Here is a 14,018-nt window from a genome sequence, read left to right on the forward strand (position 1 = left end):
CGTGCCTTCTTGAGACGGACCGCCAGGACGCCGTCAAGTTCGCCGGTCAGGCGAGGGCATGAGGCCGGTTGTCGTCTGCCACGGTGGATTCACCGGTGCCCTCGGAGTCGAGTGGCTCAAGGTCTTGGAACACAGCCCAGGCCGCCCAGGGGTATTACCCAGTGAGGCGGGGACGCGGCTACGCGGCCGTCGTCTCACGGGGGGACACGCCCGGCGCGAGGGCCAGGCGGTGCTTGCGCTTGGGCAGGCCCAACGTCGGATGCGAGGTGGCCCACAGCGACATCCTTACGATGCCCGCCTTGATCCGCGCGGCCTTGCGGCCGCCCATGTACTTCGGCTTTGCCTGCCCTTCGTGGTCGACCATCTGCAGGATTCCGTCCTGCCGCCCGAGGCTGATGTGGTTGCCCGGGTACTCCAGCTTGGTGTTCGCGATCTTGCTGCCGGTCAGGCGTCCCACGATCGCGTCCGTGGCCTGCCGGCCGGTGTAGCCGGCCGAAGCGCAGGACATCGGCAGTGGCCGGCCGTTGTCGCCGATGGCGTAGGCGCTGTCACCGGCGGCGTAGACGTTCGGGTGAGAGACCGACCGCATGGTGCGATCGACGACGATCCGACCGCTCTCCGTGACCTCCAGCCCGCTCACGGCGGCAATGGGGCTGACCGCGAACCCGGCCGTCCACACGGTCGCGTCGGAGGCCAGGGCGGCGCCGTCGGTGCACAGCACCCGCGTCGCTTCGACGGCTTCGACGCTGGTGTGCTCCAGGACGGTGATGCGCAGCCGGTCGCAGGTCCGGCGCAGGTGACTGCGGGCTCCGGCGGAGAGCGGTGCGCCCAGCTCACCGCGGGCGACCAGCGTCACCGACAGACCGGGACGGGACTCGGCGATCTCGGTAACGGTCTCGATGCCGGTCAACCCGTCGCCGACGACCAGCACACTCCCGCCTTCGCGCCGCCCGTCCAGGCTGTCCAGGCGCTCGCGCAGGCGCAGCGCTGAGGGCCGGGCGGCGACGTCGAAGGCGTGCTCGGCCACGCCGGGGACGCCGTGGTCGGCGACGTGGCTGCCGAGCGCGTAGAGAAGCGTGTCGTAGCCGAGCTCACCGCCGCCGTCGGCGTCGGCCACGGCGACGACCTGGCGCTCAGGGTCGACGGTGGTGACACGAGCCCGGCGCAGCCGTACCGCCGTCCCCGCGAAGACGTCGGCGAGCTGTGGGGCCTCGATCTCCTGGCCGGCCGCGAGCTGGTGCAGCCGCAGCCGCTGGACGAAGTCCGGCTCGGCGTTGACCACGGTGATCTCGGTGTCCGTCGGGGACAGCCGGCGGGCCAGGGTCCCGGCCACGTAGGCCCCGGCATAGCCGGCGCCGAGGACGACGATGCGGTGCTTCATGTCTCGCTCCTGTCGTTCGCTTGCTTCCGGTGACTTGAGCGGAACAGCGCCCCGATCCCTGACAAGAACCAGATGTGATGTGGATCACAGGTCGGCAAAGTTATTGCGGGGCCACCTCGAGGGTTGGGCACACGGTCCATGAAGCCCGGAAGCCCCTCAGCGTGTCTGCGTGCTTGCATGATCGGTCGGCGGGGCCAGTAGATGTGCGGGGCCCCGGCACGACGACAACCGGCCCCAGGCCGATCCGGGCGTCCATGTCCAGGCGGAAGGTTCCGTGAACCGGAGGGAGGCGGGGCCAAGGAATACCGCACGGTTCGCATGACGCTCCCTGCCGACTGGGGCCGGCGCCTGGGATGCCAAGCGCCGTGAGCCGTACGCCAACGACCAGGGCGCCGCCGCGAGCCTGGTGGCGGTGACGGCGCGGACCAACTGCCAGAAGGCCGGCCAGGACCCGAGGGAGTGGACGCCGCCGGCCTCGGAAGCCGCTTGCCGGTACATCTCCGAGTGGATCGGCACGAAGCTGCGCTGGGGCCTTTCCGCGGACTGGGGTGAGGCCGACGCGCTTGCGCTGTACGCCGACGGGCCGTGCGAGGACACGACTGTCCACTACCCCCTGCCGCCTGACCTCAGAAAATCTGCCGCGCCGAAGGGGCCCGCCGGGAGCCATCGACCGGCCACGTGGCGCACTGGCGCCCTCTGTGTGAACAAAGCCGTATCCACGCCTTCATCAGGACGGGGCACCGATATCCGGAAGTGCGCGGGCATGCGTGTGCCGGACAGGCCTGGCCTGCCCGGCACACGCGTGTGTCATGGCCCGGGTCCCGATCCGGGCGGGTGGGATCGGCGGTGATGGTGGTGGCGGCCGCCCCAGGACTCGGTGTCGATGGTGCGGCCGCGTCGTCGCGGAGGGCGGCGGTGTCCGAGCGGTTGTCCCAGACGTAGTCGCGGCGGTCCTGGAAGAGGTCGGTGGGGGTGTCGCGGCCCTCACCGGTGTGGACGCGGACGGTGGAGCGGCCGGCGAGCCGGAAGGCGCACATCGGGTTCACGCCGCAGTCCGAGCACAGCCTCGGCGGCTACCGAGTGCAGGGCCGTGGCGAAGACGCGCAGCGGCTGGTGTCGGCGGCGAAGGCGCTGGAGGCGGCCGGTACGTTCGCCGTGCTGATCGAGATGGTGCCCGAGGAAGTCGGCGCGGAGATCACGCGGAGCGTGGCGGTGCCCACTGTCGGCATCGGTGCGGGCCGCGGGTGTGACGCGCAGGTGCTGGTCCGGCAGGACATGGCGGGCCTGCGGGCGGGAAGGCTGCTGCGGTTTGTGAAGCAGTAGGCCGATGTACATGGCGTACTGCGTGAAGCTGCCCTGGACTTCGCGGCCGACGTGGCAGCGGGAACGTTTCCCACACCGGAGCACACTCTCTGACCGGAACGGACACGCAGGGGAACGGGCGAGCGGCTGGAGGTCGCTCGCCCGCCCCTCTTTCCAGCGGGTGTTAGCGGGGCTCGGGCGCGGGCCAGGCTCGGGGGTAGGGCACGCGCAAGGCTTCGGGTGCCACGGGGGTGTGGCCGGCTGCGGCGTGGAGGCGGCCGTCGCGCAGGACTACGGCGCCGCTGCGGAGCATGGTCGTGACCAGTTCGGCGGTAAGGGCCTCGGGGGTCACGTTCAGGAGGCGGGCGGCGTCGGTCAGCCAGGTGCGGGCGGTCGGGTACGGCTCGGCCTCGTCGGCCGGGATGCCGTCACGGATCATCAGGGCGAAGGCGAAGATGCGGCGGGCGCCGTACCAGACCGCTCCGGCCGGGTCGTCGACGAGCCGCTGGGCACGGCGCAGGGCGACGGCGAACGCGGCTTCCGGGTTGGAGGGGATCGGGCCGTGCGAGGGCAGGCTCACCCGGGGGTTGAGGTCGGCCATCCGCTTGAGGGAGGCGAGCGCGGTTGTGGCCGCGTCGGCCGTCGAGTGCGAGGTTGACCCAGCCGACGTCGTAGTCCGACGGCGCGTCACCGACGACGAGGAGCCGCTCCTCGGGCTGTCACAGGGCGAGGTGGCCCGGGGTGTGCCCGGGGGTGCGGACGACTTCCCAGTCGGCGTCCCCGAGGCAGAGGAGCTGCCCGTCGTCGAGGGCAAGGCCGACGGTGTACGGGGCGACGGGCTGGTCGAGGTACTCGGCCGCGCAGCAGCCGGGGTCTCGGCGGGTGATCGCGTCGGCTTCCGGGGTGCCGGCGGCGATGGCGGCGCCTTGGGCCTGGAGGAGGGGGTTGCCGCCGACGTGGTCGGAGTGCCAGTGGGTGTTGACGACCAGGTCGACGGTGCCAGCGTGCGCGTAGGCCCAGGCGGCGGTCTCGTTGGCGTGGCCGACGAAGCCGGTGTCGACCAGGGTCGGTTGCCGTCCGGGCAGCAGGAGGGTGTTGGCGTCGGGGAGGGGGCGCTGCCACCACGTAAGCCAGGCCGGCAGGGCCGGTGTGCCCGGCTGGCGGCTCACTGGGCGGTCCTGTTCACGCGGACCAGGGTCCGCTGACTGTTGGCGACGAGCTTCCCAGTGCCGTCCGTCTGGACGCCGTAGACCTCCGATTGGCAGACGGTCAGGGTGCGTCCGGACTTGACGACGGTGCCGATCGTTTCGAGGTGGTCGCCGGCGGCAGGCGCGAGGAGGTTGGTCTTGTACTCGACGGTGAGGACTTCGGATTGCCCGTCGAAGAGGGCGAGCGCGGCGTAGCTGCCGGCGCTGTCCACGATCGCACTGGTGGCGCCGGCGTGGACGTAGCCATGCTGCTGGGCCGCCTCGGGCCGGGCAGGGAGCACGATGTGCACGCGGCCGGGGCCGAGGCGAGTGATCCGAGCACCGAGGTGGGACATCAGGCCCTGCAGGTCAAAGCTGTCCTGGACGCGCTTCTGCACCGCGGGGCTCGCCTGCTCGTGCTGCATCTGGTCTTCCACGTGCGTGCTCTCCTTCGGATCCGTGTCGGGCGAGGCGGGGCCTCAGCCAGCCAGGCGTTCCTGCTCGCAGGCTTGCCCACATGGCTGGGCAAGCTTCGTCCGGCCTGTGCAGGCCCAGGCTTGCCCACGTGTGACCCGCAGCGGTAGTTGTCACCGCCGGCGCCCGCCGACGCCGCGCTGTCCCGCGCTGTCCCGCGCGGTCCGCAGCAAGCAACTCCTCGAGGACCTCCAGGAGCACACCGACACGATGACCGGCCAACAGCTGCGCGACGGAGCGCACCGGGCGCTGCGCCGCTTCACGCAGGCCCAGCCGCCCGCAGGCCAGGTCTACAGCATCACCGCGCTGATCCGGCGCGGCGTACGCATCGACTGCTCCGTCCCCGACCGCCTGGCCTGCGCCTGACGGTCGCATGGACAGGGGCCCTGGCCGGGCGAGGCAGGGGCCGGCGTGCTTCCGCCGGAGCGGAGCGCACACGCGTCTCCCGGTCAAGGACCCCCGGCGTTGTCTGTGACTTTGCTTCGTTGTCGGCCAGGGGGCCGGTGAACAGAGCAGCTCCCGGGATGGCGTTGCTTCGTAGTTGGCCGTTTCGTTGACGGGTAGTTGGCCTGTGCGGAGACAGTGCGGTCGCCCAGGGTGGGTTTCGGGTTTGGATGCGGATTCTTCTGAGCGACGGCATGCCATAGCCGCTCGATGGCTTCCCGGCCTGCACGGTTCAACCGCGCGGCTTCCCTGAACAGAGGGCCCGGCCTCGGAGCCAAGCGTGTGGGCGACGGAGCCGAGATCCGTGCTCCGGTCGTCCACGTCGATGTGTACTGACATCCCTCTCAGTGGAAGTCCTCCGCGTGGTCCACCGCCCACTCCCGGAAGGACCGGGCAGGGGCACCCGTGATGCGCTCCACCTCATCGTTGACCGGCTCCGGATTGTCGAGCATCTCCGCCTGGGCCGGCAGCACGGCCTCCACCAGCTCTGCCGGGTAGCCGGCGGCCTTCATCTGCTCGACGGCCTCGTCCAGTGCGATCTCCTCGAACCGCACCGGCCGCCCGATGGCCTCGCTGATCAGCGCCACCTGCCGTTCCTGGGTGATCAGTTCGAGCCCGGTGATCAGGGGGCGGGCGCCGAGCAGGGCGTCGGTCGTCAGCGCCTGAACGGCGACCGCAGCGATGTCCGCCTCGTGGATCAGCGGGCGGGCGAGCCTTGCCAGCGGCGCCCGTACCACACCGGTAGCGCGGATCTCCTCCGCCCAGCCCAGCGTGTTGCTCGCGAACCCGGTGGGCCGCAGCGCCGTCCACTCCAGGCCCGACGCCTCGATCCGCCGCTCCAGTTCTGTGTGGAACATGGTGATCGCCTCGCCCGGCTTCTCCTCGCCCCCGACCCCGGCGGATGACAGGTACACCACCCGTCGGGCGTGCTTCCCGATCGCGTCGATCACGTCCGACGCGCCCTCGGCGCTCAGGAACGGCCACACCAGGAAGACCGAATCGACGCCCTCCAGAGCAGTGTCCAGCGACGCGGGATCACCGAGATCGCCGCGTACCGCCTGCACACCCTCCGGGAAGTCCGCCTCCCCTCTCACCAGCGCCCGAACGGGAACGCCCGCCGCGTGCAGTTGGGTCACCACCGCGCCGCCGACCTTTCCGGTCGCGCCGGTCACCAGGATCCTGGGCTGTGTCATCGGAACCTCCTCGTCTCGCAGTTCGATGACACGACTCTCGTACATCAACCAAGGTTCAGGTCAAGCGCCGGCCGGCCGGAGCAGCCGACAGGCGCTGCGCCAACTTCCGAAGCGAGTTCGGTCACCAGGTGCCACTGGCCGACTGCACCAAAGCGTTCACCAGGCTCACGGAGATGGCCGTCTACGGCGACAGCACCGGCGACCACGGCCGTGACGACGGGGCGGGGCACCAGTGAGCAGCACGCACCTGGTCCTGCACGACCCGGAGGGACGCCTCGAAGCGGAGCTCCCGCTCGACCGGGCACCTCACGAGTACCTCGTCAAGGCCGTGCTCGGATGGACCGGGACCCCCGGCCTGCCACCCGCGGACCTCCAACAGATCGCCCTGCTCCTCACCGGCACCGCCCGCGCCGTCGCAGCCGACGGTTCGCCGCGCCGCCGACATGCTGCCCGACGACCACGCCGCCCGCGCCCTGGCCGACGTCGTCCCGGAGGAGGCTGACCACCCCAGTGCGGCTCTTCAATCGAGGTCTCGTGACCGTCGTCCAGGACGTGGATCCGTCCTCAGAGACCGTGCTTGCCCGGACTGGCTTTGTGCGCGAGAACCGGCTCTGGCTCAACTTCTGTGGTCTGGTACGGCCTCCTCACTCCACAGTGGCAGCGGTCGAGGAAACCGACAGGTCAGACGCTCGTAAGACCATCGGTCGACGGCCGCACTCGCCGGCACCACAGAAGTTGTGCGAGAGCCCGAGAACCGACAGCACGTGTTCACGACTTCGGGTTCTGGCTCAACTTCTGTGAAGTGCGCACGTTGAGTGACGTGCTACCCGCCGGGGTGGTCTACTGTCCCGCCGGGAGGTGTCGTGCGTGGTGTGGTGATGTTGCTGAGGCGGACCTGGGTGGACTGGTCTGTCTTCGTCTGCATGGTCGTGGCTGCGGCCAGGTGCAGGGGTCCCATCGCGGCTGGTCTCTTCACGGTGTTCGCGGTCGCGGTGGCGGTCGTTGCTGCCCGCGAGAGCTGGAAGCTGGTACAGCTGGCTGATATCGGGCCGACACGTTCTGCCGGCGGGTCGGAGGCGCACCACAGAAGTTGAGCCAGAACCCGTTCTTGTGGACAAAACCACCCGCCGCAGCACGGTGTTCGCCCGGGAGGGCCTGCGCCTGTCCGGCGGGGACGTGGAGGGGCTCGCGCAGTTCCGTGCCGAAGTGCATGCCACGTGTGCGGCGATCGGGTCGCCTCGTGTCCTGGTCTCGATCCTCGTGCAGGCTCTGGCGCCGGCCGCAGCCGCGGCGGCGGCGCCAGCCTCCTACGCCCTGCGCGGCGCTGCCGACGTTCACGTGCTCGCTGCGCTCCGGTAGGCCGCTGTGGACGCGGCGGACGCCTTGGTGATCGCGGCCGCCCGCTGCTTCGCCTGACGGCCGGGGCCGCCCGGGTCAGCCCCTGATGTGACGTTCCTCCAATGGAATCAACTTCCGCATCTCGCATGCCGAAATCGCATGTCGAATGTTAGGGTCGCATCCATGATGGGTACTGAAGAGATCCTCAGGCTTACGGTCGCGGCGCTCATGGCGCGGGCCGGAGAGCGGCAGGCCGATCTGGCCGCGGGTATCGGGCAGGCCCAGACGCAGGTGTCCCGCAAGCAGTCGGGCCGCGCGCACTGGTCGCTGGAGGACGTCGACCTCCTCGCCGCGCACTACCGGCTGCATCCGCTCGACCTGTTGGCCGGGCCCACACACGCGGCCGGTGTGCTGCACGGCTCGCTCTCCAGCCTCCAGCCGGCCGGTGCCCCGTCGCTTCCCGCCGCCATCGAGCGCCCGGCCCCGGCGGTGACCGTCGTCCTGGACGAGGCGGCCGACACCCTGGCCACCCTGGAACGCGAGCGCCCCGGATCGGCCGCCGCCCTCACCCGCACCGGCCGCGAGCCCTCCGCCACCGGGCAGCCCGCGCGCCCCGCCGCCGCGCCACCGGCCGGGCCGTGCGTGCTGTGCGGGCAGCCCGCGCAGCATGAACTGGACGGCTTCCCGCAGCACTTGACCGCGGAGGAGTGCGCGGCGGCCGTCGCCGCCGCAGGCACGCCGCAGGCCTCCACGCCGGCTGTCGAGGAGGTCCCTGCTCCCGTGGCTCCGGTCGGCCCATCATCGCCCGTCGCCGCGCCCCTGACCGAGCCGGCCGTTCCGGTCGAGCCGACTGCGCCGGCCGCGCAGGTCGTACCGGACATCCCGCCGGCGTCCGCCGACCAGGCCGTACCGGCGCCGGCGGGGCCGCGGCGGAGCGCGCCCGGCTACGCCTCCGCCACGCTCGTCGATCAGATCGCCGACCGTGTGCACGACGTGCTGGCGTCGTGCTCCGGTGACATGGAGGCGGCACAGGCGGAGCTGATCAAGACCGCTATTCCCGACGTGATGACGCTCCTGAAAGCATCCCGGGTGGGTGGACGGTACGAGCATTCGGAATTCCCGCCGACGCAGGAAATCCTCCGGAAGAAGTCCCAGAAAGGCGCGGACGAAATCTGGGAGGGCCGCCCCAAGTGGCGCAACCCCGAGCTCTTCGCGGCGGCCAAGCGCGGCGAGGTCATCGAGGTGACCGCCCTGGACATGAACGCGGCCTACCTGTCCGCGCTCAAGTGCTGGCTGCCGATCGGTCAGCTGCGCGAGGAGACCAGCGGCGTCCACGACCCGAAGAAGGCCGGCGTCCACCTCATCACCCCCGCCGACTGGGACCATCCCGACCTGCCCAACCCGCTGGGCAACCGCATGGAGCCGGGGGAGCTGTGGGTCAGCGAGTCCACGCTGCGCCTGCTCCTCGACTGCGCCCGCCAGGACCTCACGGACGCCCCGGTGATTCACCGCTCTCTCGTCTCCGGCGCGTCCGAAGCGCTGCTGGAAAAGCTCCGCCGGGCTCTGGCCGAGTCCCGGAAAACCGCTCTCGCCGAAGGCGACGAACTGACCGTGGCCTATGTGAAGGCCATGTACTCGAAATTCGTCTCGACCATCGGAGAGTCCAGCGCGAACCGTGAGATCCGCCGCCCCGACTGGATGCACATCATCCGCGCCAAGGCATTCGCCAATCTGTGGATGAAGGCCCACAAGGCACACAAAGCCGGGCTTCAGGTCGTGGAAATCTCCGGAACCGATGAACTCCACGTCGTGGGAGACTGGCGACCGGTATTTCCCGAGGGCCGCGACCTGAACCAGGTCAAGGAAAAGACCACCTACATTCTGGGAGGTAAGCGCTGATGGCCGGATCACCCGACCTGTGGGCCCGATGGGGAGACTTCGGCAAATTCAACACGCGGGGCGTGAAGGGCGGTGAAGCCCTGATCCTCGAACTCAACCGGATCGTCTACTCCTCCGGCATCGCCTCGCCCGTCACCTCCAAGCGAGGCCTTTCCGCCCGCCTGCGCTACCTCGACAGCCCCGCCGGCCGCGCCGCCCTGAAGGACCAGGGCGTCACCGCGCGGACGATCCGTTCGTGGATGAAGGGCAAGTCGACCCCCACCGCGGCGAACCGCGAGCGCATCGACAGCGCGTACTGGGGCCGGCGGCGCGAGAACCTGATCCGCTCCGGCTGGCTCAAGCGCCACCTGGACAACGACGGCCGCGGCCGCCGGATGGAGATCTACCCCGTCGACCAGAGCCAGGTCCCGGCCGAACGCTCCCGCCCCACCCTTCAGCAGAGGTCCATCACGGTCCGCTACATCTGGGGCGACCTCGTCGACGCCTGGGCCGCCCAGGACGCCGACACCGTCGACGAGATCTGGGACGACGTCATCAGCGACCTCGACTCCGACTACAACGCCTACGCCCACGTCTCCTCGGTCGGCATCGGCGCCTGACCGCCCTCTACGACATGTGCCCCGGCCCGACGGGCCGGGGCACAGCTATCTGCTCTTGCCTCACTTCTTCGGCCTGCATGACCAGTGCTCGGGCAGGCCTTCGGGTCCTGCAAGGCTCGCGGGCGTACCGCAGCCGAAGCGACAGGGTGGGATCGCTTGACCCTGCGCGTCGACCGGAACCTTGCCGGCCTCGGGTTCCGGAGGGCGGGACTCTAGGACGATCGTGCGGCTGCCACGTTTCTGCCTGGTTCGGCCCGTACCTCCGAAGCCGGACGGTCCTCGGTGCACCTGTCGAGCGGCCAACCGGTTCGCCACGGCGTGCCCGACACCGCCCCAGCCCCGCCTGCGTACGCGAGGCATGCGGCGGCCTCACCCCCACCCGGTGCGTTTCTCCTTGACCTCAGCTCAGGATGTCGTTGGCGAAGGCGACGACGGCCTCGGTGTCGGTGGTCAGGAACTTGACCAGCTCCCAGGCGGCGTTCTGCTTCTCGCTGTGCGCCGAGACGCCGAGTAGGGCGGAGGCGCCCCGGGCGTCGAAACCCCCGGCGGTACGGAGCGTTCGGGCGGCGGGCCGTCGCCGCCCGACGACCCTCGGGCGTCAGGCCTCCTCCTCCGCGAGGACGTCCTTGATCTCCAGCATGTTGCGCAGAGCGGCGAACATGGCGGTGAAGGCCGCGTCCATGGCCGTCTTGGCCGCGGTGTACCAGCCGCCGTTGACGGTGCCCTCTCCGAACTGGTTCCTCACGTGCCCGAGTGCGACTATGTCGACGATGCTGTCGTCGCGTGCGCTCTCCAGTTCGGTGAGACTTCTCGCGGCCTCGTTCTCCATGAAGAGCCTGGCCGGACGGCAGTCACGCAGCAGCGCCAGGATGTCCCGCTTGTACAGGCCGAACACCCCGGCGTTGTTGTCGTCGCCCAGCCCCGAAGCCACCGTGCCGTACTGGTGGTGCCGCCGGTGCGTGTCGAGCGCGGTGGCGACCTCCGCGCTCAGGCCGGCCAATTGTGTGTTCGCCGCCGTCAGTTTCGCGACGACGCGTTGCCGCTTCGCCTTGCTGTGCACCTTCCCGTCTCCGTTGACCCAGGCGATGAGAGCCGCGCCTTGCGCTCTGGCGGCCTCCCGGAATTCGTTGACCAGGGTCGCGACGTCATTGAAAACGTGTTCTCCCTGGGCGTGGTCGACTCCGGCCGTGCTGTTGTTCTGTCCGATCACCCGCTGGACCACGGCACCCTCGGTGGCAGCCTGCTGGTCCCGTTCGGCGGCGGCGGGTGCGTGTGAGACCTCGGGGAGTGCGGAGCGCATGACGCGGGTGGCGTTGGCCTCGGCTTCGCGTTCGTAGCGGTCGGAGGGGTCGGAGATCTTCAGGCCGCTTCCGTTGTCGGTGCCGGCGACGGGGCCCTGGCGTTGCTGGATGACGTGGGTGAGTTCGTGGGCGAGGGTGTGTTTGTCGGTGCCGCCGTCGCCGATGACGACATGGCTGCCGGAGGTGTAGGCGCGGGCTCCGACCTCGGCGGCGGAGGCCTTGGCGGCGGAGTCGTCGTGGACGCGGACGTCGGAGAAGTCGGCGCCGAGCCGGGATTCCATGTCGGTGCGGGTGGCGTCGTCGAGGGGACGTCCAGAGGTGCGCAGCACGTCGTGGACGGCCGAGCGCTGCACGGCGGGCTGTCCGGCCCGCGCGTTCTGCTGGTGGCCGCAGCCGGCCGCGTGCTGGTGCCGCTCCTGGGCCCAGGGGTGACCCGCCTGGCGCAGGAGCTGAATCAGCGCCGTGTTCCCGGCGGTGCGTTGGATGTCGAGGCTGTCGGACGGGGCGAGAGGGGCTCGCGCCGCCGTCTGCTGGTGTCGGTGTTCGGAGTCCGGAGACCGGTTGGCTTCGCGAGCCATGGAGAGGACGCCTTTCCGTGGAAACAGTCGGGTTCCACTTCACAACACCGCTTCGAACAGGCCGGAGGAATGCCTCGGCGGACAGGAGGGAGGGCAGCGGTCGCTGCCCGAGAGCCCCGGGGCCGGCCGCGACCGCCCTCGGCAGAACCCGCCTCCAGCACCGGTTCACCGCAGCAGCGATCAACCTCGCCCGCCTCGACGCCTGGACCACCAACCGGTCCCGCACCCGGACCTCCCACCCGGCAGCACTTCGCCCCGCCGAGCGACAACTCGACGGGGCGAAGTGACCCGCACCCACAGAACTAACGAAAAGATCAGTAGTGGAGGCGGAGCGATCGTTGTTGGGGGCGCGCAATGGCAGGGTGGTCGATAGCAGCATGGGTACGAATCCGGCGTGCTCTCAGGCAGGGCTGGGATCCCGACATAGTCCACGGGCTTGGGCTGCCCGTCCCGCGAACAACCCAGGACCAAGCCCGGAACCTCGTTGAGCAGCGAAAATGGGACGAAGCGATCACGAAGATTCGCGAGGCGACGGGATACGGCCGTCGCGAGGCGCGATGCATTGCGCTGGCCCTGATGTACGGCTGGAAGATCCCGACTCCAATGCCACTGAGACCCAAGCGCCTCCGATCACGCGGTCCCGTCAACCGGAAAGTTTGACCATCACGGAACTGCGGCCAGAACCAAAATTCGAGATCCGCGTCACTACTGCCCGTCGACGGCTTCGGTCACATGCTGCCAGTTGTCCAGGTCCGCGATGCGTGCCTCCAAAGCGTCGCGCATGTTCGTCGCGCCGGGGGCGTCAAGGGCCAGGCGCAGTGGGAGGTTGGGGTTGTCGACAGCGGTTCGGATGCCTTCGGCGATCCGTGCCGCGGCGGAGAAAGCGGTCGCCGGCAGCTCGCCGATGGCCTTCTGCACCTCGCGGACGGTCTGGTCGTAGTCGTCCAGGCCGGCTGCGACGTCGAGGTTGGCGAGGAAGGGTGTCGCGGTCAGCCCGGGCTGGATGAGCGTGACCTTGATGCCGAGCGGTGCGACCTCGGCTGCGAGCGCCTCGGACAGTCCCTCGACCGCGTGCTTGGTGGCGGCGAGCAGACCCACGCCGGGGTGGGCGGACTGTCCGTAGACCGACGAGCCCTGGAGGATGTGCCCGGACCGCTGGGCGCGGAGGACCGGCAGCGTCGCGCGGAGCACGTTGAGCACTCCGAAGACGTTGGTGTCGAACACGGCGCGGACCTGCGTGTCGGAGGCCTCCTCCACGGCTCCGAACAGTCCGTATCCCGCGTTGTTGGCCACGACGTCGATACGGCCGAACCGCGCGAGCGCGCCTTGTACGGCGTCTCGGACGGCTCGCTCGTCACGTACGTCCGTGTTGATGAGGAGCAGGCGCTCACCGTGCGATGGCGCCAGTTCGTCCAGGGCCGAGGTGTCGCGGGCGAGGGCCGCGACGGTGTCGCCGTTCTCCAGTGCCTGGAGCACCAGGTGGCGGCCGATCCCGGACGACGCGCCGGTGATCAGCCATGTGCGGGAGTGGGTCCGGTCGTTCAGCGTCTCATTCATGTTGCGACCGTAAGCTGTTAGCTCGCAACACGTCAATCGACATCGACGGAAGAGTTGCCCACTAGGTGAATTAGCTCCACTCACACCTTGATGTACTGTGGCAGGATGATCGCAGTCGCAGCGGCATCCGAATCCCCCGAACCCAGCCCGCGCACCGTGCCGCCGACGGTGGAAACCGTCCTCGCGTTCGTGAACACGCGCGCGGACGGATCCGGCCGCCAAGAGCTGTTCGGGAGCGGGGACTCGTTCGCGGTGTGGCTGGCGGGGCGTGACGAGTTCGGTGGCGACACCGTGGTGACCGACGCCGACGCCGCGGTCGCGCGCGAACTGCGCGACGCCCTGGTGACCGTGCTGCTCGCGCACTCGGGCGATCAGGAAAGCCTCGGTGAGCCGCTGCTGCGTGCCGAGCGGCACCTGCGGCGCGTGGGATCGCTCTACCCGCTGGCGACGGTCGTCACGGCCGATGGCGTGGAGCTGACCTCACCACAGGCGGGGGTGCCGCACGTGTTCGGAACCGTACTGGCCGCCGTGACCACGTTCGCGCAGAGCAACGATTGGGGACGTGTCAAAGCGTGCCGTAACCCCCCATGCCACTTCGGCTTCCTCGACCGCACCCGAAACGGAGCGGGGCTCTACTGCAGCACCGGCTGCGGCTCCCAGGTGTCCATGCGCAAACACCGCCAACGGCAGCGGCATGGCACGGGTGCGCCGTCCGAGGCGTGACGCCCCCCTTCCAGCGCGGGAAGGCGATCACCACCACCGACG

14 protein-coding genes and 2 pseudogenes are annotated in these 14,018 nt (G+C 70.0%); 8 read left to right on the top strand and 8 right to left on the bottom strand.

Features of this window, described 5'->3' with window-relative positions:
* Positions 1–178: 178 nt before the first annotated feature.
* A complete protein-coding gene (locus OO54_RS26995) occupies positions 179–1,381 on the bottom strand; it encodes an NAD(P)/FAD-dependent oxidoreductase (protein ID WP_033207368.1) in 1,203 nt (400 codons plus the stop codon).
* Positions 1,382–1,715: 334 nt separating this feature from the next.
* On the opposite strand from OO54_RS26995, the pseudogene OO54_RS47550 reads away from it, so the two are divergent.
* A pseudogene (locus tag OO54_RS47550) lies at positions 1,716–1,991 on the top strand (HNH endonuclease); the annotation flags it as partial.
* A 197-nt stretch (positions 1,992–2,188) separates the two neighbouring features.
* On the opposite strand, the pseudogene OO54_RS47555 reads toward OO54_RS47550, so the two are convergent.
* Positions 2,189–2,409, bottom strand: a pseudogene (locus OO54_RS47555) (lamin tail domain-containing protein); the annotation flags it as partial.
* Here OO54_RS47555 and OO54_RS41735 point away from each other — a divergent pair.
* Positions 2,387–2,704 (top strand): 3-methyl-2-oxobutanoate hydroxymethyltransferase, encoded by a 318-nt coding sequence (locus tag OO54_RS41735; protein WP_324611686.1) that lies wholly within the window; start codon positions 2,387–2,389, stop codon positions 2,702–2,704. The pseudogene OO54_RS47555 and the gene OO54_RS41735 overlap by 23 nt on opposite strands.
* Positions 2,705–2,867: 163 nt before the next feature.
* Here OO54_RS41735 and OO54_RS47560 read toward each other — a convergent pair whose 3' ends face one another.
* From OO54_RS47560 to OO54_RS27010, 3 genes are all read right to left on the bottom strand, one after another.
* Positions 2,868–3,284 (bottom strand): hypothetical protein, encoded by a 417-nt coding sequence (locus OO54_RS47560; protein WP_234439445.1) that lies wholly within the window; start codon positions 3,282–3,284, stop codon positions 2,868–2,870.
* Between the two features lie 118 nt (positions 3,285–3,402).
* Positions 3,403–3,852, bottom strand: a complete 450-nt coding sequence (locus OO54_RS47565; RefSeq protein ID WP_234439446.1) for an MBL fold metallo-hydrolase — start codon at positions 3,850–3,852, stop codon at positions 3,403–3,405.
* Entirely contained in the window at positions 3,849–4,307 is a 459-nt protein-coding gene (locus OO54_RS27010) for a PaaI family thioesterase (RefSeq protein ID WP_033207370.1), read from the bottom strand. The genes OO54_RS47565 and OO54_RS27010 overlap by 4 nt, the downstream gene beginning before the upstream one ends.
* 130 nt (positions 4,308–4,437) lie before the next feature.
* Between OO54_RS27010 and OO54_RS45975 the strand changes: the two genes are divergently transcribed.
* The gene (locus OO54_RS45975; protein ID WP_157856523.1) at positions 4,438–4,710 is read left to right on the top strand and encodes a hypothetical protein; all 273 of its coding nucleotides are present in this window, start codon (positions 4,438–4,440) and stop codon (positions 4,708–4,710) included.
* A 422-nt stretch (positions 4,711–5,132) separates the two neighbouring features.
* Here OO54_RS45975 and OO54_RS27015 read toward each other — a convergent pair whose 3' ends face one another.
* The gene (locus OO54_RS27015; protein WP_033207441.1) at positions 5,133–5,981 is read right to left on the bottom strand and encodes an NAD(P)H-binding protein; all 849 of its coding nucleotides are present in this window, start codon (positions 5,979–5,981) and stop codon (positions 5,133–5,135) included.
* A gap of 232 nt (positions 5,982–6,213) precedes the next feature.
* Here OO54_RS27015 and OO54_RS43915 point away from each other — a divergent pair, with 232 nt between their 5' ends.
* The 4 genes from OO54_RS43915 to OO54_RS27035 all read left to right on the top strand — a co-directional run bounded on the left by OO54_RS43915 (position 6,214) and on the right by OO54_RS27035 (position 9,817).
* Complete coding sequence (locus tag OO54_RS43915; RefSeq protein WP_418953269.1) at positions 6,214–6,483, top strand: hypothetical protein; 270 nt, start codon at positions 6,214–6,216, stop codon at positions 6,481–6,483.
* A 608-nt stretch (positions 6,484–7,091) separates the two neighbouring features.
* Positions 7,092–7,340, top strand: a complete 249-nt coding sequence (locus tag OO54_RS41745) for a hypothetical protein (RefSeq protein ID WP_051787215.1) — start codon at positions 7,092–7,094, stop codon at positions 7,338–7,340.
* 162 nt (positions 7,341–7,502) lie between these two features.
* Positions 7,503–9,218 carry an acyltransferase gene (locus OO54_RS46815; protein ID WP_200146688.1) on the top strand — a complete coding sequence of 572 codons (1,716 nt, stop codon included), beginning with the start codon at positions 7,503–7,505 and terminating at the stop codon, positions 9,216–9,218.
* A complete protein-coding gene (locus OO54_RS27035) occupies positions 9,218–9,817 on the top strand; it encodes a hypothetical protein (protein WP_033207374.1) in 600 nt (199 codons plus the stop codon). The genes OO54_RS46815 and OO54_RS27035 overlap by 1 nt, the downstream gene beginning before the upstream one ends.
* A 598-nt stretch (positions 9,818–10,415) precedes the next feature.
* Here the strand turns inward: OO54_RS27035 and OO54_RS47570 are convergent.
* The gene (locus tag OO54_RS47570; RefSeq protein ID WP_078905357.1) at positions 10,416–11,696 is read right to left on the bottom strand and encodes an eCIS core domain-containing protein; all 1,281 of its coding nucleotides are present in this window, start codon (positions 11,694–11,696) and stop codon (positions 10,416–10,418) included.
* Between the two features lie 705 nt (positions 11,697–12,401).
* Complete coding sequence (locus OO54_RS27045) at positions 12,402–13,253, bottom strand: SDR family NAD(P)-dependent oxidoreductase (RefSeq protein ID WP_033207377.1); 852 nt, start codon at positions 13,251–13,253, stop codon at positions 12,402–12,404.
* A 105-nt stretch (positions 13,254–13,358) separates the two neighbouring features.
* On the opposite strand from OO54_RS27045, the gene OO54_RS27050 reads away from it, so the two are divergent.
* A complete protein-coding gene (locus tag OO54_RS27050) occupies positions 13,359–13,976 on the top strand; it encodes a CGNR zinc finger domain-containing protein (RefSeq protein ID WP_234439447.1) in 618 nt (205 codons plus the stop codon).
* Positions 13,977–14,018: the final 42 nt, after the last annotated feature.

The sequence above is a fragment of the Streptomyces wedmorensis genome, from assembly GCF_000716445.1.
GTDB lineage: Bacteria > Actinomycetota > Actinomycetes > Streptomycetales > Streptomycetaceae > Streptomyces > Streptomyces wedmorensis.